Here is a 23,361-nt window from a genome sequence, read left to right as displayed (position 1 = left end):
TCAGTCTCCTTCTTCGGTTCGTGGAACATCGGTGGTGTCTGTCGTATCGGTGCGGGATGCCGGCGTCTCGGCCAGCAGCTCGTCGAGCCGGGCGATGCGCGAACGCCACAGCTCTTCGTATCGGGCGAGGAGCGCCCGGGCGCGGGCGATCATCTCGGGGTTCGCGCGGACGAGCCGCTCGCGTCCCTCGGCGCGCTTGACGATGAGATTCGCCGCTTCGAGCACGGCCACGTGCTTCTGCACCGCGGCGAACGACATCTCGTATTCGGAGGCGAGGGTCGAGACGGACTGCTCCCGCTCGATCGTCCGACGCAGGATGTCGCGTCGGGTCGACGTCGCCAATGCGTGGAACACACGGTCGACCTCCGCTTCGCTCAGTTCTCTTTGTGCAACCATTTGGTTGTACGTTAGACCCGAGAGAGAGCGGATGTCAAGGGTTCTGCCGCAACAGCCACCGCTCACGCCGCGAGCGGATACTGGAAGAGACGGCCTCGAGCGCCCACGCCTCCGCACCGCGCGGCAGACCGCTCGGGCGCCAGGAAGAAGAAGCACATGAAAGCTCTCCGTTACGTCGAGATCGGCAAGCCCCCTGTCGTCGTCGACATCCCGATTCCTCAGCCCGGCCCCGGTCAGGTTCTGCTCAAGATCACTGCGGGCGGCGTCTGCCATTCCGACGACTACGTCATGGGCCTTCCTGAGAAGGACTACCTCGAGCAGAGCTATCCGCTGCCCCTGACGCTCGGCCATGAGGGCGCAGGCATCGTGCACGAGATCGGAGAGGGCGTCGACTCGACGCTGAAGGTCGGCGACGCCGTGGCGGTCTACGGTCCGTGGGGCTGTGGCCGCTGCCACAACTGCTCACAGGGCATGGAGAACTACTGCACCAACGCCGCGGCTGAGGGCATCCGCCCTCCCGGCCTCGGCAGCCAGGGTTCGATGGCCGAGTACATGATCGTCGATGATGCCCGCCACCTCGTGCCGCTCGGCGACCTCGACCCCGTGCAGAACGTCTCGCTGACCGACGCCGGCCTCACCCCGTACCACGCGATCAAGCGCTCACTCCCCAAGCTCGGCGCCGGCACCTTCGCCGTCGTCATCGGCACCGGCGGGCTCGGCCATGTCGGCATCCAGATCCTGAAGGCGATCTCTGGCGCCACCGTCATCGCCCTCGACGTGAACGACACGAAGCTCGAGCTCGCCACCGAAGTGGGCGCAGACCACGTCCTGATCAGCGATGCATCCGCCGCCGACAAGATCCGCGAGATCACCGGCGGTCTGGGCGCCAACGCCGTGTTCGACTTCGTGGGCGCGAACCCGACGATGGCCCTGGCGCAGAGTGTCGCCGCACTCGATTCCGACGTGACGATCGTCGGCATCGGCGGCGGAACCATGTCGCTCGGCTTCGGCGCGATCGCCTACGACGCCGCCGTGCGAATCCCCTACTGGGGATCGCGCTCGGAACTGATCGAGGTGCTCGATCTCGCGCGCGTGGGAAAGATCCACGTGCAGACCGAGACGTACTCGCTCGACGACGGCCCGAAGGCGTACGAGGATCTCGCCTCGAACAGCATCCGCGGCCGCGCAGTCATCGTCCCGTAGACGGCGCTTTCGCACAGCGGCCGCTCCGTCTCACAGGCGGGGCGGCCGCTGCTGTCTGCACCGCCGATCGAGCACCGTCACCGCGCTGAAGCGCCGGTGAGATCTCGGTGTTCGCGGGATCACCGAGGCGATCCCGCGTCAGGCCCGCTCGAGCACACCCCGCACACTGGCCTCGGGCGACAGGTCGATGCGCCGGAGCAGCTGCGCATTGAGCGCGACGACGATCGTCGAGAGCGACATCAGCACCGCTCCGACCGACATCGGCAGGACGAATCCCACGGGTGCCAGGATGCCGGCGGCGAGCGGCACCGACAGCAGGTTGTATCCGGCCGCCCACCACAGGTTCTGCCGCATCTTGCGGTATGCGGCGCGGGAGAGCTCGATGACCGAGATCACCGACCGCGGGTCGGAGCTCGCGAGGATCACCCCGGCCGAGGCGATGGCGACATCGGTCCCGGCGCCGATCGCGATGCCGACGTCGGCCTGAGCGAGGGCGGGGGCGTCGTTGACGCCGTCGCCGACCATCGCGACCTTCTTGCCCTCTGCCTGCAGCTCCTTCACCTTGGCTGACTTGTCTTCGGGACGCACCCCGGCGAACACCCGGTCGATGCCGAGCCGGGCTGCGACGGAATCGGCCACGGCCTGGGCGTCGCCGGTGATCATGACGACCTCGACGCCGAGGCGGTGGAGCGCGTCGACCGCCTGCTGAGACTCCGGTCGCACCTCGTCGGCGAGCTTCAGACCGCCGGCCACCTGTCCATCGACGGTCACGTGCAGGATGATGGCACCCTCGTCTCGCCACCCGTCTGCGGCGGAGATCTCTCGGCCGCCCACCTCGTCGAGGAGCTTCGGCCCGCCCACGCGCACCTCTCTGCCGTCGACCGTGGCGGTCACGCCCACGGCAGGCGACGACGTGAACCCGGAGGCCTTCGAGAGCGTCAGCCCTCTCTCCTCCGCCGCGCGCACGATCGCGCGAGCGAGCGGATGCTCACTGTCGGCCTCAGCCGAGGCGGCGAGCGCCAGCAGACGATCGGCGTCGATCTCACCGGTCGGCTCGACGGCGGTCACGGTCGGCGCGCCCTTCGTCAGCGTGCCCGTCTTGTCGAACAGCACGGCGTCGACGGTGCGCATGCTCTCGAGCGCGAGGCGATCCTTGACGAGCACCCCGCCCCGGGCTGCGCGCTCGGTCGCGATCGACACGACCAGCGGGATCGCGAGGCCGAGCGCGTGCGGGCAGGCGATGACGAGCACGGTGATGCTGCGCACGACCGCGGCATCCGGATCCCCGACGAGAGTCCACACCAGCGCGGTCAGAGCGGCCGAGAGCAGCGCGAACCAGAACAGCAGGGCGGCTGCGCGGTCGGCGATGCGCTGCGCCCGCGACGAGGAGTTCTGTGCATCGGTCACCAGCCGCTGGATGCCGGCGAGCGCGGTGTCATCCCCGGTGGCGGTGATCTCGACCCGCAGACCTGAGTCGGTCGCGACCGTGCCCGCGGTCACCGTGTCACCGGTCGCACGGGTGACCGGGCGGGACTCGCCTGTCACCATGGACTCGTCCATGGCGGCTGTGCCGTCGATGATGCGACCATCGGCCGGAATGCTCGCCCCGGGACGGATGACGACCACGTCGCCGACGACGAGATCGGCGGGTGCGACCGTGACGATCTCGTCGCCCTCGACCCGTTCGGCCTCGTCGGGCAACAGCGCCGCGAGGGAGTCGAGCGCCGACGTCGTCTGCGCGAGGGACCTCATCTCGATCCAGTGGCCCAGCAGCATGATGACGATGAGCAGTGCGAGCTCCCACCAGAACTCGAGCTCGTGATGGAGGATGCCGAGCGTCGCGCCCCATGAGGCGAAGAACGCGACCGTGATCGCGAGGGCGATCAGCAGCATCATCCCGGGCTTGCGGGCCTTCAGCTCGCTGATCGCCCCGGTGAGGAACGGCCATCCGCCCCAGACATACATGACGGTGCCGAGCACGGGCGAGATGAACCGGGCACCTCCGGCGACGTCGTAGCCGAAGATCATCGCGAACATCGGCGAGAACGCCACCACCGGCACGGCGAGCAGGAGATTGACCCAGAACAGGCGACGGAACTGACCGACGTGGTCACCGTGCCCGCCATGCCCGCCGCGCCCACCATGTCCACCGTGCCCGCCGTGGTCCGCGTGCTCGCTGTGAGCCGCGTCCGCGTCCCGAGCGTGATCGTCGTGCGAGACCTGGTGGCCTCCCCCGGGGGTTCCGTGCGCGTCGTGTGCAGTCATGGGTCCCGTCCTCCCGTACCGGGTGTCGTTCTCAGTGTGTCTCGGCGGTCGCCGAGAGCCTAGGGGTCACCGCGTCGCGATGCTGCGGAACCCGCGCAGACGCAGGCTGTTGCCCACGACGAAGACGCTCGACAGCGCCATCGCCGCACCGGCCAGCATCGGGTTGAGCATTCCCAGCGCCGCGACCGGGATGGCCGCCACGTTGTAGGCGAAGGCCCAGAACAGGTTGGTCTTGATGGTCGAGAGCGTCGCCCGCGAGAGCCGGATCGCGTCGACCGCGCTGCGCAGATCACCGCGCACCAGGGTGATGTCGGACGCCTCGATCGCGACATCCGCTCCGGTGCCCATGGCCAGGCCGAGGTCGGCCTGGGCGAGGGCGGGTGCGTCGTTGACGCCGTCGCCGATCATCGCGACCGTCTTCCCCTCACCCTGCAGGCGGGTGATGACCGCGACCTTGTCTGCCGGGAGGACTTCGGCGACGACCTCGTCGATGCCGACCTCCGCGGCGATCCGCCGGGCGACGGCCTCGTTGTCTCCGGTGAGCAGGATGGGCGTCAGCCCGATCGCCCTGAACCGGGCGATCGCCTCGGCACTGCTCGGCTTCACGGTGTCGGCGACGACCAGGATGCCGCGAGCCAGGCCGTCCCATCCGACCGCGACGACCGTCTTGCCCTCGCCCTCGGCGCGGGCCTTCGTGGCGGCGAGCTCGGGGCTCAGCGCCTGCGCCCACTCGGCGAGGAGCGAATCCCGGCCGACGATGACGGTGTGGCCGTCGACGACGCCCTGCACGCCCTTGCCCTCGATGTTCGCGAAGTCCTCTGGTGCGGGCAGTGCGCCTATCTCCTGGGTCGCGCCCTTGGCGATCGCCTGCGCGATCGGGTGCTCGGAGGCATCCTCCAGCGCACCGGCCAGCCGCAGGAGATCCGAACGGTCGGTGCCCGGCTCGACGAACACGTCGACGAGCGTCATCCTGCCGGTGGTGACGGTTCCCGTCTTGTCGAGCACCACGGTGTCGACCGTGCGAGTGGACTCCAGGACCTCCGGCCCCTTGATGAGCACTCCCATCTGCGCTCCGCGGCCCGTGCCGACGAGCAGCGCGGTGGGCGTCGCGAGGCCGAGCGCGCAGGGGCACGCGATCACGAGCACGGCGACCGCCGCGGTGAACGCCGCCGTCATGGGGAACCCGGCGCCGAGCCAGCCACCCAGCGTGACGACGGCGATCACGATCACGATCGGCACGAAGACACCCGAGATGCGGTCGGCGAGGCGCTGCACCTCCGCCTTCCCCGTCTGGGCGTCCTCGACGAGCTGGGCCATCTGCGCCAATTGCGTGTCGGAACCGATCCGGGTGGCGCGAACCACGAGCCGCCCACCGACGTTCGCCGTGGCGCCCGTGACGGCGTCGCCCTCGGCGACCTCGACCGGCACGGCCTCGCCCGTGAGCATCGACGCGTCGACGGCCGACGTGCCCGACACCACGATGCCGTCGGTCGCGATCTTCTCACCGGGCCGCACGACGAATTCGTCTCCCACCTGCAGGTCCTCGACCGGGATCTTGGCCTCGACCCCACCGCGCAGCACGGCGACGTCCTTCGCGCCGAGCTCGAGCAGCGCACGCAGCGCCGCGCCGGCCTGCTTCTTCGACCGCTTCTCGAAATAGCGCCCGGCGAGGATGAACATCGTGACACCGGCACCCACCTCGAGGTAGATGTTCGCCGCTCCATCGGACGGAGCGAGCGCGAACTCGAAGGGATGGGTCATGCCCGGCGTGCCGGCCGAGCCGAAGAACAGCGCGTACAACGACCAGAGGAAGGCGGCCGATGTGCCCAGGGAGATGAGCGTGTCCATCGTCGCAGTGCCGTGGCGGAGGTTCATCCAGGCCGCCCGGTGGAACGGCCAGGCCGCCCAGAGGATCACGGGAGCGGCCAGTGCGAGCGACGCCCACTGCCAGTACGTGAACTGCAGCGCGGGGATCATCGCCATGGCGATCACCGGCACGGTCAGCACGACCGCACCGATCAGGCGAGTGCGCAGCGAGCGAAGCTCCGGGTCCTCGGCGTCGAGATCTCCGGCGTCACGCACCACCCCCTTCGGGGCAGGCAGCGACGCCGAGTAGCCGGTCTTCTCGACCTCGGCGATCAGCGCGGCCGGGTCGTACCCCTCGGGAACGGTGACCTTCGCCTTCTCGGTCGCGTAGTTGACGGTCGCCACGACGCCCTCGAGCCTGTTCAGCTTCTTCTCGATCCGCATCGCGCAGGACGCGCAGGTCATCCCGCCGATCTCCAGCTCGAGACCTGTCCCCGTGGTCGGGGGTGCTGACGTGGTCATGTTCGTTCCTTCTGTGCGATGTCGTTGTGGGTCGCAGCGGGCAGCCGCGGTGGGGGCGATGAGCGACGGTCAGTGCGCGTCGTCGTGCGAGTCGCCGTCGGATTCGGGCGCGCCGTCAGCCGGAGCGGCATCGAGCACGAACGCGGCGGTGTGCACGGCGCCGTCGACCTGGAAGTCCAGGTACAGCAGGTAGCGCCCGGCAGTCGGAGCCTCGGCGGCGAACGCGATCTCCGGCCCCGACGTCTCGCCCGGTGCGGGTTCAGCGCCCGCGGCGTGCACGTGCAGGTAGGCGAGGTCTCCGTCCCGGAGTGCCACGAGATGCCCGAACGCCCCGAGATACGGCTGCAGAGCGGTGACCGGCCGGCCGTCGCGGGTCACGGTGAACGTCAGGTCGCTCACCGCCCCGGCCTCGAGAGCCCCGTCGACCGAGACCGTATAGCCGGCGACCTCGGCGACCTGCGTCGGCTGCGGCGCGACGGGTGCGAACTCGCCCGCCACCTCGACGGTGCGCGCGAGAGTGAGCGACGGCGCATCGGCGCCCGCCGGCGTGAAGTCCGCGAAGACGCGGTATGCGCCGGCATCCGTCCACTCCCACGGCAGCGACCAGGTGCCGGTCGACTCATCGAGCACCGGATGCACGTGGCGGTACTGGCTTCCGTCGGAGCGCACGACGATCAGGTGGAGCTGCTTCTCGTGCGCGGTGGCATACGCCGTCACCGGGATGCCGTCTGCGTCGTCGATCCGGAACGCCAGCTCACCGGGTTCTCCCGTCGATGTCGGGGCCTCGACCGGCGACATCGTGTAGCCGTCGAGCCCGAGGGAGAGCCCCTTCAGGTCGTCCGCCGGAGCACTCTCGCCCTCGCCGGAACCGGCGGCACTCGCATCGTGAGTGTCGTGTTCGTCCATCTCCGCACCCTTCGTCCAGTCACTCACGGCACTCGCGGGGACGATGACGCCGGCGAGGCCGAAGGCCGCGCCGAACGCCACCACCAGGCCGGCCCCGAAGAGGCCGAGCCGTGCGCCGGAGTTCATGACGTCCGCACCGCCGAATAGCCCGCCTCGGCGACGGCTGCGAGGATCCGCGTCTCGTCGATCGGGGCGGATCCGGTGACGACGAGCGTGCCGTTCTGAGCGCTCACCTGGACGTCTTCGACGCCGGGAACTTCGGAGACCTCTTCGCGGACCGACATCTCGCAGTGGCCGCACGTCATGCCCGTCACCTGGAACTCGTTCTTCGTCATCATGTCTCCTTGTCTTCGTTCTAGTACCCCAGGGGGGTATTAGACACAAGCGTATACCCTCTCCGGGTATTCCACGATGGGCGCACGAAAATCGCACCGCACGAACCGGCCGTGCGGTGCGTGCGGTGCGTGCGGTGCGTGCGGTGCGTGGGAGTGCGGGCGCGTCAGCGCGAGGAGATCGCCAGCTCACTCAGGCGCGGCGGGTTCGCGCCGCGCCGGGACACGGTGACGGCCGCGCCGGCGAGCGCGGCCTCGGTCACGCGTTCGAACTGCGTCAGATCGCGAGCGTCGGGATGGAACGCGTCGCCGGCGAGCGCCGGCACCAGACCGTCGGAGACCACGCCGTGGATGAGGCCGGACATGAAGGAATCGCCCGCACCGATCGTGTCGACCACCTGGACCGGCGGCGCCTCTCTCTCGACCGGCCCCGCTCCTCCCTCGATGAGCGAGACGCACCCGTCACCTCCCCGGGTGACGACGGCGAGCCGCGCACCCAGCGCGATCACCCGCGCGAGCACGTCATCGATCGGGCATCCGGGATACAGCCACTCGGCATCCTCATCGCTGAGCTTCACGATGTGCGACGCCGCCATGATCGCCTCGACACGCTCGGTCGCGGCCGCGCGCGGCCCGAGAAGCTCGCCCCGGATGTTGGGATCGTAGGTGCGCAGAATGCCGTCGGGCACCGCGTCGATCATCGCGCGGACGACATCCGCTCCGGGGTCGAGCACCGCGCCGAGCGAGCCGACATGCACCACGTCGACGCCGGCGGCCTCTGCGATCGCGACCTCCGCTGACACATCCCACTCGATGTCGAAGTCGTAGGCCGCAGCCCCGTCGGCCCCGATCACGGCGACGGCGCGGGACGTGCGCTCCCCTGCTCTCATGCTCGTCGGCACGACGGCGACCCCCTCCCGGGCGAGGTGCTCGCCCAGCATCCGTCCGTGCGGGTCGTCACCGATCCGCGTGAGCAGTCTCGTCGCGAGCCCGAGACGAGAGAGCCCCACCGCCACGTTCATCGGCGATCCGCCGGGGTGGGGCACACCGCCGACGACGTCGACGAGCGCCTCCCCCACGACGAGGCACCGTGCAGTCGTCAGCACGTCAGCTCGGCGACGGCGGCACGGGCGTCGAGGAGCGCTCCCCCCGAGGCCTCCAGCACGCATGAGCGATGCGCAGCGGCAGGGATCAGCGCCGTGAGCACCCGAACGCCGTCCTCCGCGAAGAGCTCGAGAGACGACACCCTGTCGTTCAGCCGATCGATCCAGATCTCCCAGTCGATCTCGTCCGGGCGAGTGGCGGGCATCGACATCGACCCGCCGACCCCGGCGGGAGGGATCAGCTCGGGGCGGACGACGTCGATGCGCCCGCTCGCGCGGTCCTGACGGATCACGACCCCACCCGCATCCACGCCCTCGAGGCGCAGTTCGACTCCTCGCGCGTCTCCGAACGCCGCCGAGACCCTAATCCGCGCGGCATCCGGCAGCTGCTCGGACACCGTGGTCGGGCCCGTCATCGAGCCGAGCTCGGTGAACTCGACGGGTGCGGCGTCGACCGCCGGCGCCTGGCGCAGACGCACCACGCCACTGCGGTCGCGGGTGAGCGAGAGCCGTCGAGGGAGAGTCATCGCGGTGCGGTACTCGGACGAGTCGTCCTGGGGGATGCGGCCGGCGTACTCCCAGTTGTCCATCCACGCGATCAGCGTCCGCTCGCTCTCGGCGAGGCCGTCGAAGGTGACACCGGCGTAGCAGTCCGGGCCGAAGTCGATCCAGCCGTACGCCTCGAGCTCGTCTCGTGATTGACTGCGGTCGACCATCAGCCGCCGCGAGGGAGTCGGATGCGGTGCGCTCGCGCGGAACGTCGTGCCGTCGAACTCCCCCACGACGTAGTGGGTTCCCGATCCCCCCGCGATGCCCCCGGGGTTGAGGCTGATGAGCAGCACCCACCGCGAGTCGGTCTCATCGCCGTCGACGGCGAGCCGGAACATGTCGGGGCACTCCCAGACCCCGCCGACGGGTCCCGCGGGGCCGTACGACGAGAGATACGTCCAGGTCGTGAGATCGTCGGACCGGTGGAACAGCACCTGCCGGTCGTGGGCTTCGACCGCGACCATGACCCAGTACCCGCCGTCGGCGTCGTCGTAGCGGAACACCTTGGGGTCGCGGAAGTCGCTGGTGCCACGGTCGAGCACCGGGTTGCCCTCGTACTTCGTCCAGACGTATCCGCCGTCGGTGCTGTACGCGAGGGCCTGGGCCTGATGCCCTGCAGCGGCCGCCGTGTAGAGGGCGACCAGGGCCGGCTCCTCGGCGGTGCCGAATCCCGAGGTGTTGCCGTGATCGACCACGACGGAGCCGGAGTAGATCTGCGCCGCGTCGTCCGAGAGGATGGCCGGCTCGTGCTCGGTCCATCGCGCGAGATCCGTGCTCGTCGCATGCCCCCAGCTCACGTTCGAGTGCGAGATCCCGTGCGGGTTGCACTGGAAGTACAGGTGGTGGATGCCGTCGTGGAAGACGAGTCCGTTCGGATCGTTCATCCAGTTGTTCCGCGGCGCGAAGTGCGTGCGCGGGCTCGTGGTGCGGACCGGAGGAGAGTCAGTGGGGGTCACCGGGGTAGTCGTCTTTCTCTGTGGTGGGGGCGTGCGTCACTTGCCGACGCCGGCGGTGAGTCCTTCGCGCAGCGGCTTCTGCCCGAAGAAGAACACCAGGAGTGCGGGGATCATCGAGAGGATCACTCCGGCGAGCACCGTCGACACGCTGCCCGTGCCGAGGTTGCCCTGCAGTGTGACCAGACCGAGCGGCAACGTGAAGTTCTGCTCGCTGATCGTCATGATCAGCGGACGGAAGAACTCGTTCCAGTGGTAGTTGAAGGCGAGGATACCGACGATCGCGAGACCCGGGGTCGCGAGCGGCAGGTAGACGCCGAAGAACGTGCGCCAGGGGCCCGCTCCGTCGAGCTGGGCGGCCTCTCCCAGCTCGGTCGGGATGCCCATGAAGTACTGCCGCATCAGGAAAGTGCCGAATGCCGTCGGGAGCGCGGGGACGATGAGCGCGAGCAGCGTGTCGGCGAGGCCCATGCCCCTCACGAGCATGAACACGGGGACGATCGTCACCTGCAGCGGCACCATCATCGTCGCGAGGATCAGGGCGAACAGCAGCTTCTTGCTGCGGAACTCGAACTTCGCGAACACATACCCGGCCATCGCGGCCGAGAGCATCTGACCGGCGGCGACCAGCACCACCACCAGGGCGCTGTTCCATGCGTAGAGCCAGATCGGGATCTTGGCGAAGACGTCGGCGAACGCATCGAACCCGACGCTGACCTCCTGGGTCACGGGGTCGGTCGGCGAGAGCGCCGTGATCAGGGTCCAGACGACGGGACCGATGGTCAGCAGGGCGGCGAGCCCGAGAAGGGCGAACTTTCCGCCGGTGCCGAGGGTGTAGAGCCAGGAACGCTTCGAAGACACTGTCGTGGTCATGATGGGCCTCACCCGTAGAAGACGAATCGGCGGCTCAGCCGGAACTGGATGGCCGTGACGAGCATGATGAGAAGGGTCAGCACGATGCCGATGGCCGATGCGCCGCCGAAGTCGAGCTGTCGGAACGCGGACTCGTAGATCACCATCACCGCGGTGCGGGTCTCGTCGCCGGGACCCCCTCGGGTCAGCACCCACGGCTGGTCGAAGATCTGCAGCGCGTTGATGATCGCCATCACGGATGCGACGAGCAGGGTCGGGCTCACCAAGGGCAGCGTGATCATGCGGAACTGGGTCCACCCGGCCGCGCCGTCGAGGGAGGACGCCTCGTAGACCTCACTCGGGATCGCCGCGAGACCTCCGATGAAGAGCAGGAACGTGAACCCGAAGTTCTGCCACACGTAGACCAGCAGCACCACGACCTTGGCACCGAGGCCGGTCGTCAACCAGCCGACGTCCGCGATGCCGATCAGGTTGAGCGTCTGATTGACGAGCCCGAACTCCTGATTGAACAGGTACGCCATGATCAGCGAGACGGATGCCGCCGACAGGATCAGCGGGAAGAACAGCGCCGACCGGAAGAACGTGCGCAGCCAGTTCGGCATCCTGGACTGGACCAGCACCGCCAGCACCAGAGCCACCGACAGCTGCAGGATGACAGCGATGACGACGAAGCCGATGGTGTTCAGGAACGAGACGCTCACGGTCGGGTTCGCGGCGAGGTCGACGAAGTTGTCGAACCCGACGAACACCGGGTCGGAGATGATGTCCCAGCGGAAGAACGCCAGGACGAACGATCCGATGATCGGCACGAAGTTGAACAGGCCGAGCCCGATCAGCGTCGGCGCGAGGAAGACCCAGGTGAAGACGCGCCCCGATCGGGCGACCGTGCCGGTCTCGCGACGCAGCTTCGTGGGCACCGTGACGGTGCGGGTGCTGCTCTCGGACATCAGTTGCCCCCCAATGCGAGCTCGAGATCTCGCTGCATGGTCTCGAGTCCTCGGCGGACGCCGGACGGACCGTTCGTGATGGTCGACACCACGTTCTTCAGCAGGGCGGATTCGACGGCCGCCTGCTGGGGCGGTGCCGGCATCGGACCCGTGTCGGGGAACTTGTCGAGCGTGTCGTAGAAGACGTCCCAGTGCGCCGGCCCGACTCCCGCGCCGTAGAGCTTGGCGTTGAGTGAGCGACGGGGGAGCGACGAGTCGGGTTTCGAGTGCGCGATCGTCATGCCCTCGACCGAGACGCAGTACTTGAGCCACTCCCACGCCTCGTCCTTGCGCGGCGAGGTCTCCATGATCGCGTAGCCGCCCGCGCCGAACTGGTGCCGCTGCCCCGCCATCCTCGGGAAGTAGGTGACGTCGTAGGCGTCGTTCGCGACGCCGGCCTCCTCGAGGCCGCGCACCCAGAAGCCGCCGGCCGGGGTCATCCCGACGGAGCCGGTGGAGAACAGGGAGACCAGCTCGTTGCCGCCGCCCTGCGCCGGGTTCGCCGCGAGCCCTTCCGAGACCATGCGCTCGAGCACCGAGAAGCTCTCGACCGCATGCTCGTTGAGCGCGTCGGCCTGCTTCCACACGTAGCCTCCGCTGCGGGCCGGCTGATCCGGATAGAAGCGGTCCCAGAGCCAGTCGCCGCCGGTCGCCTTCTCCTCATGCAGGAAGCTGGTGTTGTTCACATACAGCCAGGGCACCACTCCGCCCCACAGCCGGTTGTTCCAGAAGTACGGCAGGAACTGCCCCGAGGCGCTCTTCTTCATCGCGCGGGCGGTGCCGAGGAAGTCCTCCAGCGTCCAGTTGTCCGCGGGACGCTCCAGCCCCGCGCGCTCCATGGCCGTCGTGCTGTAGAACACGTTGGCGGCGTTGAAGTTGTCGGGCATCTGGAAGAGGCTGCCCTGATACATGAACGCCTCGATGAGGGTGGGGTTCACGTCATCGAAGTACTCCTGCATCTCGGACGCGTCACGACGCACGAAGTCGTCGAGCGGGTGCGCGAGGCGCGAGGCGAAGAGCTGCGCCCCCTCGGTCGCGACGGTGACGACATCGGGTGGCGTGCCCGCGGCGATCATCGTGAGGATCTTCGCGAAGTACTCGCTCCAGTCCTGACCCTGGATGGCGACGATGCGCACCTCGACGCCGGGGTGCTTGCGCTGGAAGCCGTCGATCAGCGACTGACGAGCCAGCGCATCCTGCGCGGTGCCGAAGAGGGCGACCGTCAGAGTGTCCTTGCCGCGCCCGGGGATGTCCGATCCGGTGAGCCTCGGCCACGAGACGACGGTGCCGACGATGCCCAGTCCGATCGCGCCGAACAGAGCCCTGCGAGTGAGATCAACCACGATGTTCTCTCCTGTGTGATGACTTCGCGGCACGGATCGAGAGTCCCGGGCTGCGATGCTAAATTGATTCAGCATCGCCGAGAGTAGCATCGTCGAATCGCGGTCGCAACGATTTTGCTAAATCAATTCAACACGGGTGGTTTCGGGGCTCGGCATCCACTGCCTATGCTGGATCGCAGCGACTGGAGGACGCCGATGCCGAAGAGAGTGGATCGCAGACCGACGCTCGCCGACGTCGCGGCGCTCTCGGGCATGTCGAAGGCCTCGGTGAGCATGATCCTCAACGATCGACCGGGGTCGCGACTCTCCGTCGACGCGGCGCGACGGGTCAAGGCCGCCGCCGAGGAGCTGGGCTATCGCCCGAATCCCGCGGCTCAGAGCCTGCGCCTGGGCAAGACGAAGACGCTGGGTTTCATCTCCGACCAGATCACCGTCACCCGCTACGCCTCCGAGATGATCCGCGGCCTGCTGTCGGCGGCGAAGGAGCACGGCCACACCGTCCTCATCGCCGAGACCGAGGGCGACGACGCGACCATCGCCGACGAGATCCAGGCGATGATCGACCGCCGGGTCGACGGCATCCTGATCGGCCTCCTCGGCGCCCGCATGATCGAGGTGCCCGAGACGCCCGCAGACGTCCCCGTCGTGATCGTCAACGGCACGTCGACGACGGGTCACCCCTCGGTCCTGCCCGACGAGCGCGTGGCGGGCCACGCGATGGCGCGCCTGCTCACCGATGCCGGGCATCGCCGTGTCGGCGTGATCGGCAACAATCCCCGTGCGGTCTCGTCCCCCGTGTACTCGGTGACCATCGGCTCGCGATTCGACGGCATCCGCGCCGCGTTCGCCGAGGCGGGCGTCGATCCGCTCATCATCGACGTCCCCGAGTGGAACCCCGACATCGGATACACGCGGACCCTGCAGATGCTCGACGCGCACCCTGACCTCACGGCGATCCTGGCGGGCAACGACGGCGTGGCGTTCGGCACGTACCAGGCGATCGCCGAGCGAGGGCTGAGGGTGCCGGACGACATCTCGGTCGCCTCCTTCGACGACGAGGAGCTCGCCAGCTTCCAGCGGCCGGGGCTCACGACCGCCCGGCTCCCGTACGACGTGATGGGTCGCACAGCGGTCGAGATGCTGCTCGGCGAGCGGCCGCTCGACGCCGTGCTGATCCCCATGCCGGTCATCGAGCGGGCGTCGATCCGCCGTGTGAGCTGACGCACAGCGGTAACCTCGTTCCATGCCCCCCGCGACGTCGAGTGTCCCCTCGTCGAGCAGCATGGGCCGAGGACTCGATGTGCTCTCCTCCGTCGCGACTCTCACCCGCGACCTCCGACCGGCCACGGTCAGCGTCATCGCGGATTCTCTCGGTCGCGAGCGCTCGCAGGTGTCGCGCACGCTGGCGAGCCTGGAACGCTCGGGCCTCGTGACCAGAGCGGCGGACCGTTCATTCGCCCTCGCGTGGGGATGGTACGCCGCCGCCCAGGAGCTGAGTGCACAGCGGCTGCGCACGCACGGCCTGGTGGTGCTCGAGGACCTGTCGTCGCACCTCGGCGAAGCCGCCTTCCTCAGTGTGCTGCAGGGCGACACGACGCTCACCATGCTCGAGAGCCTTCCCGCGGACTCACGCATGATCGGGTCGTGGATCGGACGCGCCTACCCCGCCTATTGCAGCGACGCAGGCCGTGCCACATTGTGGGACGCGCCGGCCGACGAGATCCGCGCGGTGTTCCGCGCCACCGAGTTCTCACCTCAGGGGCCGAACACCCCCACCTCGATCGACGACTTCCTCGCACGGCTCGACGACGATCGGCGCCGAGGGTTCGCGATCGTCGACCAGGAGGCCGAGCCTGGTCTCTACTCCGTCGCCGCTCCTGTGTGGGACCACCGCGGCGAGGTCGTCGCCGCGGTCCAGGTGATCGGCACGCGCGACGTGATGGCGGAGCGCACGGCGACGTGCGGCGAGGCGTGCGCCCGCGCTGCCGCCGAGCTCTCCCGAGAACTCGGTGCCCCTTCAGCCGTTCTCGCGTGAGGGCTGATCCGCGCCCGCTGCGGCGCTGAGCTCGCCGGCGAACTGCATGAGCAGGGCCCGCGTATCCCGCGTGATCCCCTTCGGCCGATGCCTGCCGCGCACAGCCAGGGAGGCGATGACCTCACCCCTGCTGCGGATGGGGAGAGCGAACTCGTCGATGCCCTCGTCGTATTCCTCCGCCGCCGCGATGAGCGAGTCCGCGCGGTCCCGCTCGAGCAGCGCCCACACGTCGCGCGTCGAACGAGCGGCCGTCGGTCCACCGACCCCGACGAACTGGACGTCCTCGAGCAGCGCCTCGAGCTGCTCGAGCGTGTGATCCCAGAGCAGCGCTCGACCCGCGCCGGTGCACCAGATCGGCGTGACGAGCCCCTCACGGATGGAGCGATCGAACCCGTCGGCCGACCTCTCGCAGCGCAGCAGCACACCGCGCGCGCCGTCGGCGATCGTGATCAGGGCGTTGACACCGCGCTGCGAGGCGAGCGCCCGCAGAGCGGCTCGCGAGGCCCGCAGCCACGTCGTGTTGAGCACGGCGGCGGTGCCGAAGAACTCGGGCCCCGCCGAGAACAGCGCATCGTCGTCTCGACTGAGGAACTGTCGCGCACGCAGCTCCTGTGTGAGCCTCGACACACGACTGCGCTCGATCCCGGTGTGCTCCGCAAGACGCGACGCGTTGAGACCCGGCCGCGCGCGGCGCTCCTGCGAGACGGCGGCGTCGAGGAGCTTCAGTCCCTGCACCAGAGACGAGGAAGCCACCACCGGTCCTCCTTCGCTGCGGGTCGAGATCACCGCAATCCTACCCGTCGCCGACCACGCGACGACGAGGGAGAAGGCGTCCCCACGCGACGTAGAGGTCGGCGGCGATGTGACCGTGGGCGCCCTCGACATCAGCCGAAGCGATCGTCTGGTCACCCTGACGGCCGAACAGCACGGCCTCGTCGCCGGCCACTGCGTCGTCTATTCGGGTGACGTCGACGAGAAAGCTGTTCATGGCGATCCGATCGACGATCGGTGCACGTCTCCCCCGCACGAGCACCTCGCCGGTGCCGCTGAGGCTGCGATGGATTCCGTCGGCATACCCCAGGGGGATCACGGCCAGACGCGCATCGTGGTCGAGACGGTGCCAGCGTTCGTACCCGACGGTGCTTCCGCGACGGTAGGGGTTGATCGCTGCGATCCGGGACGCGACCCGCATGGCCGGTCGCAACACGCCGCCCACGGCATCGGTGTCCCCGTACAACCCGGCTCCGATGCGCACGAGATCGAACCGGGATGCGGGCACCCTGAGCGCCGCGAACGTGGTCGCGCAGTGACGCACGATCCGATCACCCGCACCCGCCCGCACGCACACCGCGCGCGTCTCCGCGTCGAAGCGGGATGCACCCTCGACCACGTCGGTGATGTCTTCGCAGGGAAAGTGGGAGCACAGGCCGACGACGTCCAGGTTCGGGTCTGCGAGAACGCCGGTCACGGCATCCATCGCCGTGGCCTCGCCGAGGTCGATGCCGTCGCGACCGAGCCCGGTCGAGTTCAGCGAGAGATGGACGCGCATCCTGACCCCCTGCGCTGCCGCGACGGCTCCCACGATTCCCGCGTGCGCGGCACCGCCGATCCACTCCTCCACGCCGAAGCGGATGCCGTCGCCGATCTCGTCGCGTCCGCCGGGGCGCACTCGCATCAGTCGCCCCGTGAAGCCCGCCCGCCGCACGGCGGCCGCGTCGTCGTTGGACGCGACGCCGATGATCGTGACCCCCTGCGCGGCGAGCACCGGCGCGACGATGTCGATCCCGTGTCCGTAGGCGTCGGCCTTCACGACCGCGCAGAACTCGACGTTCTCGCCGAGTTCTGCGCGGATCGTGCGGACGTTGTGGGCGATGGCGCTCTCATCGATCTCCACCCACCCGGCCGCGGACACGGGGGTCGTCACGCCTCGACGGATTCAGCCTCGTGATCCTGCACGACATCTCGCGCGCCCTTGCGACCGTGACGCCACCAGAAGTACAGGTAGCACGCCCCGACGAACGGGATGCCGAAGTAGAGCGCGGCGACCTGATTCGGGTCGAATGCGATCGCGATGATCGAGATGAGCAGCAGCGAGAAGGCGACGATGGGCAGCGCCGGGTAGAGCGGCGTGCGGTAGGCGAGATCCTGCACGCGTCCCCCCTCGCGGAGGAACCTGCGCCGGTGGAAGAACTGCGAGGCGACGATCGACATCCACACCGCGACCACGGCGAATCCGGCGATCGACACCAGCACCAGGTACACCGTGCCCGCCGCGACCACGCTCGTGAGCAGTGAGACGAGGCCGATCAGAATGCTGACGCTCAGCGCGATGAGCGGCACACCACGCCGGGTGAGGCGGGTGAACGCCTTCGGCGCGTGGCCCTCCTCGGCGAGCGAGAACAGCATCCGTGCGCACGAGAAGAGTCCGCTGTTGCCGGCGGAGAGGAGCGCGGTGATGATGACGAAGTTCATGATGTCTGCGGCGTACGGGACTCCGACGTACTGGAAGACGTCGACGAACGGGCTGCTGGTGACGCTGGCCTGGTCGTACGGCAGGATCGCGGCGATGACCGCGATCGCCCCGACGAAGAGCACAACGAGTCGCAGCACCGTCGAGCGCAGGGCACGAGGGATGTTCTTCGCCGGATCCTTGGTCTCGCCCGCGGCGACACCGATGAGCTCCGAGCCGCTGAACGCGTAGAAGACGGCGAGGGCGGTGACGATCACGCCACTGAACCCGTTCGGGAACAGGCCGCCGGGAGTCTCGAAGTTGCTGAAGAGGAGTGCGGGCGGGTGCTCGGGCGAGAGGGGCGTGAACCCGAAGATCGCCGCCCCGCCGAGCACGATCAGGCCGACGATCGCCACGACCTTGACCAGCGAGAACCAGAACTCCGCCTCGCCGAACACACGTGCCGAGATCGCGTTGAGCAGGAACAGCACTGCGGCGAAGATCAGGCACCACACCCACACCGGCACCCCGGGGAACCAGCGCTGCATGAGGATGCCGGATGCCGTGAACTCGGACCCGAGCGCGACGACCCAGCACAGCCAGTAGAGCCAGGCCGTGGTGAAGCCGGTCGCTGGGCCGATCGACCGGGAGGCATAGATGTGGAAGGCACCCGAGACCGGATAGGCGACTGCGAGCTCGCCCAGGCACGCCATGACGAGGTAGACGACGAACGCCCCGATCAGGTACGCGATGATCGCGCCGAGGGGGCCCGCCTGCGAGATGGTGTAGCCGGAGCTGAGGAACAGCCCGGAACCGATCACACCGCCGAGCGCGATCATGATCAGGTGCCGGGCATCCATGGTGCGCTGCAGCCGACGCAGCGGCACCTGAGTGGCCGTCGTGTTCGGCAGGACGTTGGGGAGGGGCTTCTCGCCGGGAAGAGGCGTCATCGGAACTCTCAATCGGGTTGTATGTGCATCATATTCACATCTATGTGCCAATGACGCATCTTGTTGATGATCTGCGGGGACACTATCCGCTGCGTCATCGGGTGCGCAAGAGCACGACCATGGATTGCCGCCTGCAGTCGCCACCGCCGACATTCCGCGCGGGAAGCTGCCGATCCGTCACCTCACGCTGCCGTTCTGACAGGCGCGTACGGACACCACCGGCGCTGAGGATGGAGCCATGTCAGCACGGCGACGCCGGCGACAGCCCACGTAGAGAAGGAGAACTCCCGTGACTCACCACGACCTCGCCCTCATCGGCTTCGGAGGCGTCAACCGCGCCCTCGCCGAGATCATCCGCGACCGCGGTACGGAGCTCGCGTCCGACCTCGGCTTCACCCTGCGGGTCGTCGCGATCACGGATCTGCGGTTCGGCTCCCTCATGCAGAGCGACGGCATCGACCTCGCTGCGGTGCTCGCGATGACAGGGGATGACTCGTTCGCCGGTATGCCCGGCGGCGACGTCGACCCTCGCAACGACCACGTCATCCGCACCACGACAGCGGGCATCATCGTCGAGGCGACCTACACGAACCCGATCGACGGCGAACCCGCGATCTCGCATGTCCGTGCTGCCCTTGAGAGCGGCAAGAGCGTCACGACCACCAACAAGGGACCCGTCGCGCTCGCAAGTGCCGAGCTCAACCGGCTCGCCGAGCAGAACGGGGCCCGATTCGAGTACGAGGGCTCGGTGATGAGCGGCACGCCCGTGCTGCGGCTGGCGCAGCAGACGCTCAAGGGGCTCCGCATCAGCCGCATCCAGGGGATCCTCAACGGCACGAGCAACTTCGTGCTCGGGCAGATGGAGTCGGGCAAGTCGCTCGACGATGCCGTGGCGGAGGCTCAGGCGCTCGGTTACGCCGAGGCCGACCCCACCGCCGACATCGAAGGGTCGGACGTCCAGCTGAAGGTCGTGATCCTCGCCAATGAGCTGCTCGGCGCCGAGATCACGACGGCCGATGTCTCGCGCGTCGGCATCAGCGGGATCACCGCGACCGATGTCGTCGCGGCAGCGGCGGCCGGCGAGCACTGGAAGCTCCTCGGAACGATCTCGCGCGACGAGTCCGGCGCCGTGACGGCATCCGTCCAGCCCCTCTCGCTGGCCGCCGACCACCCTCTCGCGGGCATCTCGGGAGCGACCAACGCGATCGCGTTCACGACCGATCTGCTCGGCACCGTCACGATGTCGGGCCCCGGTGCCGGACGCCTCGAGACGGCCTACGCTCTGCTGTCGGACATCATCGCGATCGATGCGCAGCAGGCGTCGCTCGTAGGAGCGGCGTGATGAGCGCGCCCTCCGTCGAAGCTCCCGTGGCGCACGCGTCACTTCTCGAAGTGCTCGATCCCTACAACGGAGAGGTGATCGCCCGACTCGCCCAGCACTCGGTCGACGACGTCGACGAGATCATGTCGCGGGCGCGGCTCGGTGCCACGCTCTCGCGCGATCTGTCGAGGTTCGCGCGGCATCGGATCCTGGACCGTGCCGCGCGGATCCTCGAAGGCCGCGCCGAAGAGGCTGCCACGCTCATCGTGCGCGAGGCAGGCAAGACGATCACTCAGGCGCGCAAAGAGGTGCAGCGCGCGGTGACCACGATCTCGCTCTCGGCGGAGACCTCCCGCGCCTTCGACGGCGAGGTCATCCCCTTCGATGCCTACGAGGGCTCCGCGAATCGTCGTGGCTGGTACACGCGGGAGCCGCTCGGGGTGATCCTCGCGATCACGCCGTACAACGACGCCCTCAACCTCGTCGCGCACAAGATCGGACCGGCGATCGCCGGTGGCAACGCCGTGATCCTCAAGCCGTCGCAGTTCACCCCGCTGACCGCGCGGTTCCTCGTCGAGGTGCTGCTGGAGGCAGGACTCCCCGATGAGATCCTCACCGTCGTGCACGGAGACCGTCATGTGGCGCAGGCGCTCGTCGCCGTGCGCGACATCCGGATGGTGTCGTTCACCGGGGGATTCGCGACGGGCGAGGCGATCGCCCGCGCCGCGGGCCTCAAGAAGCTGGCGATGGAACTCGGCGGCAACGCCCCCGTGCTGGTGTTCGCGGATGCCGACATCTCGGCCGCCGTCGAGGCCTGCGTATCCGGCGCGTTCTGGGCGGCGGGGCAGAACTGCGTCGGCGCCCAGCGCATTCTCATCGAGCGCTCCGTGTATGCCGAGTTCCGTGACCGATTCGCGGCCCGCACTTCGACGTTGCGCGCAGGCGACCCGGTGAACCAGTCGACAGATGTCGGCCCGATGATCTCGGTGGCCGCGGCGACGAACGCGGAGCGTGTGGTCGACGACGCCGTGCGGTCGGGGGCACGCGTGCTCGCCGGACACCGCCGGGAGGGCTCGGTGTACTGGCCGACCGCTCTCGAGAACGTCTCTGCCCATTGCGAAGCGTGGAGCGAGGAGGCCTTCGCCCCCATCGTGGTCTTGACGCCGTTCGACACCGAAGACGAGGCGGTGGCGGCGGCGAACAGCATCGACTACGCGCTGCATGCCGCGGCATTCACCTCCGACATCACCCGCGCGCTGCGAGTCGCCGAAGCGCTCGACGCCGGCGGCGTGATGATCAACGACTCCTCCGACTACCGCGTCGACAGCATGCCGTTCGGTGGATCGAAGTACGGGAGCATGGGGCGCGAAGGCGTGCGCTTCGCGTACGAGGAGATGACCCAGCCGAAGGTCACCTGCATCACCACCTGAGATCTCCTCGCAGAGGGGGAGGGGTCCGCGGGGGATGCCCTGCCCCTCTGCGAGGTCATGACCGATCGACCACCCGGGTCAACGACACCGCCGTCACGGTGTTCGCGACTCCGGGCAGCGCGGCGAGGATCTCCCAGATCTCGCCGATGCGATCCATCGACTCCGCCTCCAGCGTCACCAGCAGGTCGAAGTCGCCCGAGAGCACATCACACCGACGCACTTCGGGAATCTGCGCGATCTGCGAGACGACACCGCCGCCGCGCATTCGATCACTGCGGTAGACGAGCACGATGGCCGAGACCGGCGAAGCGCCGGCGCGTCCGGGGACGACGCTGTAGCCGCCGATCACGCCCTGCCGCTCCATCCGCTCGATGCGCTGCTTGACCGCGTTGCGCGACAGATGCACCCGAGAGGCGAGAGTGACCAAGGGGATGCGGGCGTCGTCGGTGAGCGCCGTGAGAATCTGGCGATCGATCTGATCGAGATGAAGCCGCTCCATCGGGACCTCCTGGTTCAGTCCGCAAACTGTGCAGTATTGGCAATTGCGTGTGTCTATTATGCACCTTAGGGTGGAAGATGGCACTGGAAGACGGTGCAGAACGAAGGAGTCACGATGAGCGCTCGACCCGACCGCAAGGATCTGCACACGCTGTCCGACCTGAGCTTGGCCGTGCACGGGGGCAATCAGCTCGATTCGACCCTGGCGCTGCGCACGCCCCTCGTGATGGCCAACTCGTACCAGCTGCCCGACGACCCGAGCGAGATCAGCTGGTCGGCGACTGCGCCGGGGCTCTACACCCGCAACACCGGAGTCAATCAGGCCGCACTCGAGCAGAAGCTCGCCGCGCTCGATGGAGCCGAGGACGCGGTCGCCCTCGCTTCCGGAGTCGCCGCCCTGCACGCGGTGTTCTTCACTCATGTGCGCGCCGGCGACCACGTCGTCGTGAGCGACGTGGTCTATGAGGCCACGTGGCGCCTGTGGACAGAGCTGCTGCCCCAGCGCTACGGGCTCGACGCCAGCTTCGTCGACATCAGCGACCTCGACGCGGTGCGGGCGGCCATGCGCCCCGAGACGCGTCTCGTGTGCATCGAGGCCATCGCGAATCCGACCACCAAGGTCGCCGATGTGAGCGCGGTCGCCGAGATCGCCCACTCCGCCGGCGCCATCCTCATGGTCGACTCGACGTTCTCGCCGCCGCCGTTCTACCGACCGATCCACGACGGCGCCGACCTGGTGGTGCACTCCCTCACCAAGTACCTCAACGGCCACGGCGACGCCATGGGGGGCTCGGTCTCCGGCCGGCGCGATCTCATCCAGGCGATCAAAGCCGACGCCATGGTCGACGTCGGCGGCATCATCTCGCCCTTCAACGCGTGGCAGATCCAGCGCGGCACCGTCACCCTGCCGCTGCGCCTGCGCCAGCACTTCTCGTCGGCGCTGCAGATCGCGCAGATGCTCGAAGCCGACACGCGGGTCGAGTACATCTACTACCCGGGTCTCGAATCGCATCCGGACCACGCCCTCGCCGTGCGGCAGTTCGGCGGACGCGGCTTCGGAGGCATGATGGCCTTCGCCGTCACGGGCTCCCCCGACGTGCAGAACCGCTTCGTCGCGAACCTGCGACTCATCACCTCCGGGTTCTCACTCGGCCACGACGACTCGCTCATCGTGCACACGGGCACCGAGGGCGGCCGTGTCGCCACCTATCCGGCACCCTTCCGAGAGTTCGGACACCTGCGTCTGTCCGTCGGCCTCGAAGATGCCGACGACCTCCTCGCCGACCTCTCCGCCGCTCTCGATCTCACCTTCGGCAGCGCTTCGCGGTAGACAGCGCATGCGACGGCACGGATCCATTCACGTGCATCCATCTCCCTGAGACAGGCGTAGGCTGGAGACCTAGGACGGACCGTCCGAGAAGATCTCCCGGCACCGTGACCG

Annotated in this window: 20 protein-coding genes; 6 read left to right on the top strand and 14 right to left on the bottom strand. The window is 68.5% G+C overall.

The window, feature by feature from the left end; translation table 11 throughout:
* Positions 1–396 (bottom strand): ArsR/SmtB family transcription factor, encoded by a 396-nt coding sequence (locus ASE34_RS02735; RefSeq protein WP_053098499.1) that lies wholly within the window; start codon positions 394–396, stop codon positions 1–3.
* A gap of 156 nt (positions 397–552) precedes the next feature.
* On the opposite strand from ASE34_RS02735, the gene ASE34_RS02730 reads away from it, so the two are divergent.
* Entirely contained in the window at positions 553–1,599 is a 1,047-nt protein-coding gene (locus ASE34_RS02730) for an NAD(P)-dependent alcohol dehydrogenase (protein ID WP_056276273.1), read from the top strand.
* A 138-nt stretch (positions 1,600–1,737) separates the two neighbouring features.
* Here the strand turns inward: ASE34_RS02730 and ASE34_RS02725 are convergent, their stop codons facing one another.
* The 9 genes from ASE34_RS02725 to ASE34_RS02685 all read right to left on the bottom strand — a co-directional run bounded on the left by ASE34_RS02725 (position 1,738) and on the right by ASE34_RS02685 (position 13,237).
* Complete coding sequence (locus ASE34_RS02725; RefSeq protein WP_056276270.1) at positions 1,738–3,864, bottom strand: heavy metal translocating P-type ATPase; 2,127 nt, start codon at positions 3,862–3,864, stop codon at positions 1,738–1,740.
* Positions 3,865–3,930: 66 nt separating this feature from the next.
* Complete coding sequence (locus ASE34_RS02720) at positions 3,931–6,192, bottom strand: heavy metal translocating P-type ATPase (RefSeq protein WP_056276268.1); 2,262 nt, start codon at positions 6,190–6,192, stop codon at positions 3,931–3,933.
* 69 nt (positions 6,193–6,261) lie between these two features.
* A complete protein-coding gene (locus tag ASE34_RS02715) occupies positions 6,262–7,224 on the bottom strand; it encodes a hypothetical protein (RefSeq protein WP_056276266.1) in 963 nt (320 codons plus the stop codon).
* Positions 7,221–7,433 carry a heavy-metal-associated domain-containing protein gene (locus ASE34_RS02710; RefSeq protein WP_056277661.1) on the bottom strand — a complete coding sequence of 71 codons (213 nt, stop codon included), beginning with the start codon at positions 7,431–7,433 and terminating at the stop codon, positions 7,221–7,223. Before ASE34_RS02710 ends, ASE34_RS02715 begins: the two co-directional genes overlap by 4 nt.
* Before the next feature lie 164 nt (positions 7,434–7,597).
* Positions 7,598–8,536, bottom strand: a complete 939-nt coding sequence (locus ASE34_RS02705; RefSeq protein WP_056276263.1) for a carbohydrate kinase family protein — start codon at positions 8,534–8,536, stop codon at positions 7,598–7,600.
* A complete protein-coding gene (locus ASE34_RS02700; RefSeq protein WP_230100836.1) occupies positions 8,530–10,038 on the bottom strand; it encodes a glycoside hydrolase family 32 protein in 1,509 nt (502 codons plus the stop codon). The genes ASE34_RS02705 and ASE34_RS02700 overlap by 7 nt, the downstream gene beginning before the upstream one ends.
* A 36-nt stretch (positions 10,039–10,074) precedes the next feature.
* A complete protein-coding gene (locus tag ASE34_RS02695; protein WP_056276257.1) occupies positions 10,075–10,908 on the bottom strand; it encodes a carbohydrate ABC transporter permease in 834 nt (277 codons plus the stop codon).
* Between the two features lie 8 nt (positions 10,909–10,916).
* Positions 10,917–11,855, bottom strand: coding sequence for a carbohydrate ABC transporter permease (locus tag ASE34_RS02690; protein ID WP_200955147.1), 939 nt, complete (start codon positions 11,853–11,855; stop codon positions 10,917–10,919).
* Positions 11,855–13,237, bottom strand: a complete 1,383-nt coding sequence (locus ASE34_RS02685) for an extracellular solute-binding protein (RefSeq protein WP_056276254.1) — start codon at positions 13,235–13,237, stop codon at positions 11,855–11,857. Before ASE34_RS02685 ends, ASE34_RS02690 begins: the two co-directional genes overlap by 1 nt.
* A gap of 195 nt (positions 13,238–13,432) precedes the next feature.
* On the opposite strand from ASE34_RS02685, the gene ASE34_RS02680 reads away from it, so the two are divergent.
* Together ASE34_RS02680 and ASE34_RS02675 are read left to right on the top strand one after the other, a co-directional pair.
* Positions 13,433–14,458: a LacI family DNA-binding transcriptional regulator gene (locus ASE34_RS02680; RefSeq protein WP_053098481.1), complete on the top strand. Its 1,026-nt coding sequence runs from the start codon at positions 13,433–13,435 to the stop codon at positions 14,456–14,458.
* 22 nt (positions 14,459–14,480) lie between these two features.
* A complete protein-coding gene (locus ASE34_RS02675) occupies positions 14,481–15,272 on the top strand; it encodes an IclR family transcriptional regulator (protein ID WP_056276251.1) in 792 nt (263 codons plus the stop codon).
* On the opposite strand, the gene ASE34_RS02670 is transcribed toward ASE34_RS02675, so the two are convergent.
* Genes ASE34_RS02670 through ASE34_RS02660 form a run of 3 tightly spaced genes read right to left on the bottom strand, consistent with a single transcriptional unit; the run spans position 15,255 to position 18,671 of the window.
* Positions 15,255–16,025, bottom strand: a complete 771-nt coding sequence (locus ASE34_RS02670; RefSeq protein ID WP_162253843.1) for an IclR family transcriptional regulator domain-containing protein — start codon at positions 16,023–16,025, stop codon at positions 15,255–15,257. The genes ASE34_RS02675 and ASE34_RS02670 overlap by 18 nt on opposite strands.
* A 40-nt stretch (positions 16,026–16,065) precedes the next feature.
* Positions 16,066–17,196 carry an alanine racemase gene (gene alr / locus ASE34_RS02665; RefSeq protein ID WP_056276248.1) on the bottom strand — a complete coding sequence of 377 codons (1,131 nt, stop codon included), beginning with the start codon at positions 17,194–17,196 and terminating at the stop codon, positions 16,066–16,068.
* Entirely contained in the window at positions 17,193–18,671 is a 1,479-nt protein-coding gene (locus tag ASE34_RS02660) for an amino acid permease (RefSeq protein WP_082297953.1), read from the bottom strand. The genes alr and ASE34_RS02660 overlap by 4 nt, the downstream gene beginning before the upstream one ends.
* A gap of 289 nt (positions 18,672–18,960) precedes the next feature.
* Between ASE34_RS02660 and ASE34_RS02655 the strand changes: the two genes are divergently transcribed.
* Positions 18,961–20,013: a homoserine dehydrogenase gene (locus tag ASE34_RS02655; protein WP_053098477.1), complete on the top strand. Its 1,053-nt coding sequence runs from the start codon at positions 18,961–18,963 to the stop codon at positions 20,011–20,013.
* Positions 20,013–21,422, top strand: a complete 1,410-nt coding sequence (locus tag ASE34_RS02650) for an aldehyde dehydrogenase family protein (RefSeq protein ID WP_056276245.1) — start codon at positions 20,013–20,015, stop codon at positions 21,420–21,422. The genes ASE34_RS02655 and ASE34_RS02650 overlap by 1 nt, the downstream gene beginning before the upstream one ends.
* 55 nt (positions 21,423–21,477) lie before the next feature.
* On the opposite strand, the gene ASE34_RS02645 is transcribed toward ASE34_RS02650, so the two are convergent.
* Complete coding sequence (locus ASE34_RS02645) at positions 21,478–21,921, bottom strand: Lrp/AsnC family transcriptional regulator (RefSeq protein ID WP_056276242.1); 444 nt, start codon at positions 21,919–21,921, stop codon at positions 21,478–21,480.
* Positions 21,922–22,035: 114 nt separating this feature from the next.
* Between ASE34_RS02645 and ASE34_RS02640 the strand changes: the two genes are divergently transcribed.
* Entirely contained in the window at positions 22,036–23,250 is a 1,215-nt protein-coding gene (locus ASE34_RS02640; protein ID WP_053099350.1) for a trans-sulfuration enzyme family protein, read from the top strand.
* Positions 23,251–23,361: the final 111 nt, after the last annotated feature.

It is taken from the genome of Microbacterium sp. Root280D1, from assembly GCF_001428975.1.
In the GTDB taxonomy this organism is placed as follows: Bacteria; Actinomycetota; Actinomycetes; order Actinomycetales; family Microbacteriaceae; genus Microbacterium.
This window is presented reverse-complemented; position numbering and strand designations above follow the sequence as displayed.

Excerpts from the sequence above, each read along its gene's own strand:
- ASE34_RS02735 (WP_053098499.1), bottom strand. The coding sequence starts at position 396 with ATGGTTGCACAAAGAGAACTGAGCGAAGCGGAGGTCGACCGTGTGTTC.
- ASE34_RS02730 (WP_056276273.1), top strand. The coding sequence starts at position 553 with ATGAAAGCTCTCCGTTACGTCGAGATCGGCAAGCCCCCTGTCGTCGTC.
- ASE34_RS02725 (WP_056276270.1), bottom strand. The coding sequence starts at position 3,864 with ATGACTGCACACGACGCGCACGGAACCCCCGGGGGAGGCCACCAGGTC.
- ASE34_RS02720 (WP_056276268.1), bottom strand. The coding sequence starts at position 6,192 with ATGACCACGTCAGCACCCCCGACCACGGGGACAGGTCTCGAGCTGGAG.
- ASE34_RS02715 (WP_056276266.1), bottom strand. The coding sequence starts at position 7,224 with ATGAACTCCGGCGCACGGCTCGGCCTCTTCGGGGCCGGCCTGGTGGTG.
- ASE34_RS02710 (WP_056277661.1), bottom strand. The coding sequence starts at position 7,433 with ATGACGAAGAACGAGTTCCAGGTGACGGGCATGACGTGCGGCCACTGC.
- ASE34_RS02695 (WP_056276257.1), bottom strand. The coding sequence starts at position 10,908 with ATGACCACGACAGTGTCTTCGAAGCGTTCCTGGCTCTACACCCTCGGC.
- ASE34_RS02690 (WP_200955147.1), bottom strand. The coding sequence starts at position 11,855 with ATGTCCGAGAGCAGCACCCGCACCGTCACGGTGCCCACGAAGCTGCGT.
- ASE34_RS02680 (WP_053098481.1), top strand. The coding sequence starts at position 13,433 with ATGCCGAAGAGAGTGGATCGCAGACCGACGCTCGCCGACGTCGCGGCG.
- ASE34_RS02675 (WP_056276251.1), top strand. The coding sequence starts at position 14,481 with ATGCCCCCCGCGACGTCGAGTGTCCCCTCGTCGAGCAGCATGGGCCGA.
- ASE34_RS02660 (WP_082297953.1), bottom strand. The coding sequence starts at position 18,671 with ATGACGCCTCTTCCCGGCGAGAAGCCCCTCCCCAACGTCCTGCCGAAC.
- ASE34_RS02650 (WP_056276245.1), top strand. The coding sequence starts at position 20,013 with ATGAGCGCGCCCTCCGTCGAAGCTCCCGTGGCGCACGCGTCACTTCTC.
- ASE34_RS02645 (WP_056276242.1), bottom strand. The coding sequence starts at position 21,921 with ATGGAGCGGCTTCATCTCGATCAGATCGATCGCCAGATTCTCACGGCG.
- ASE34_RS02640 (WP_053099350.1), top strand. The coding sequence starts at position 22,036 with ATGAGCGCTCGACCCGACCGCAAGGATCTGCACACGCTGTCCGACCTG.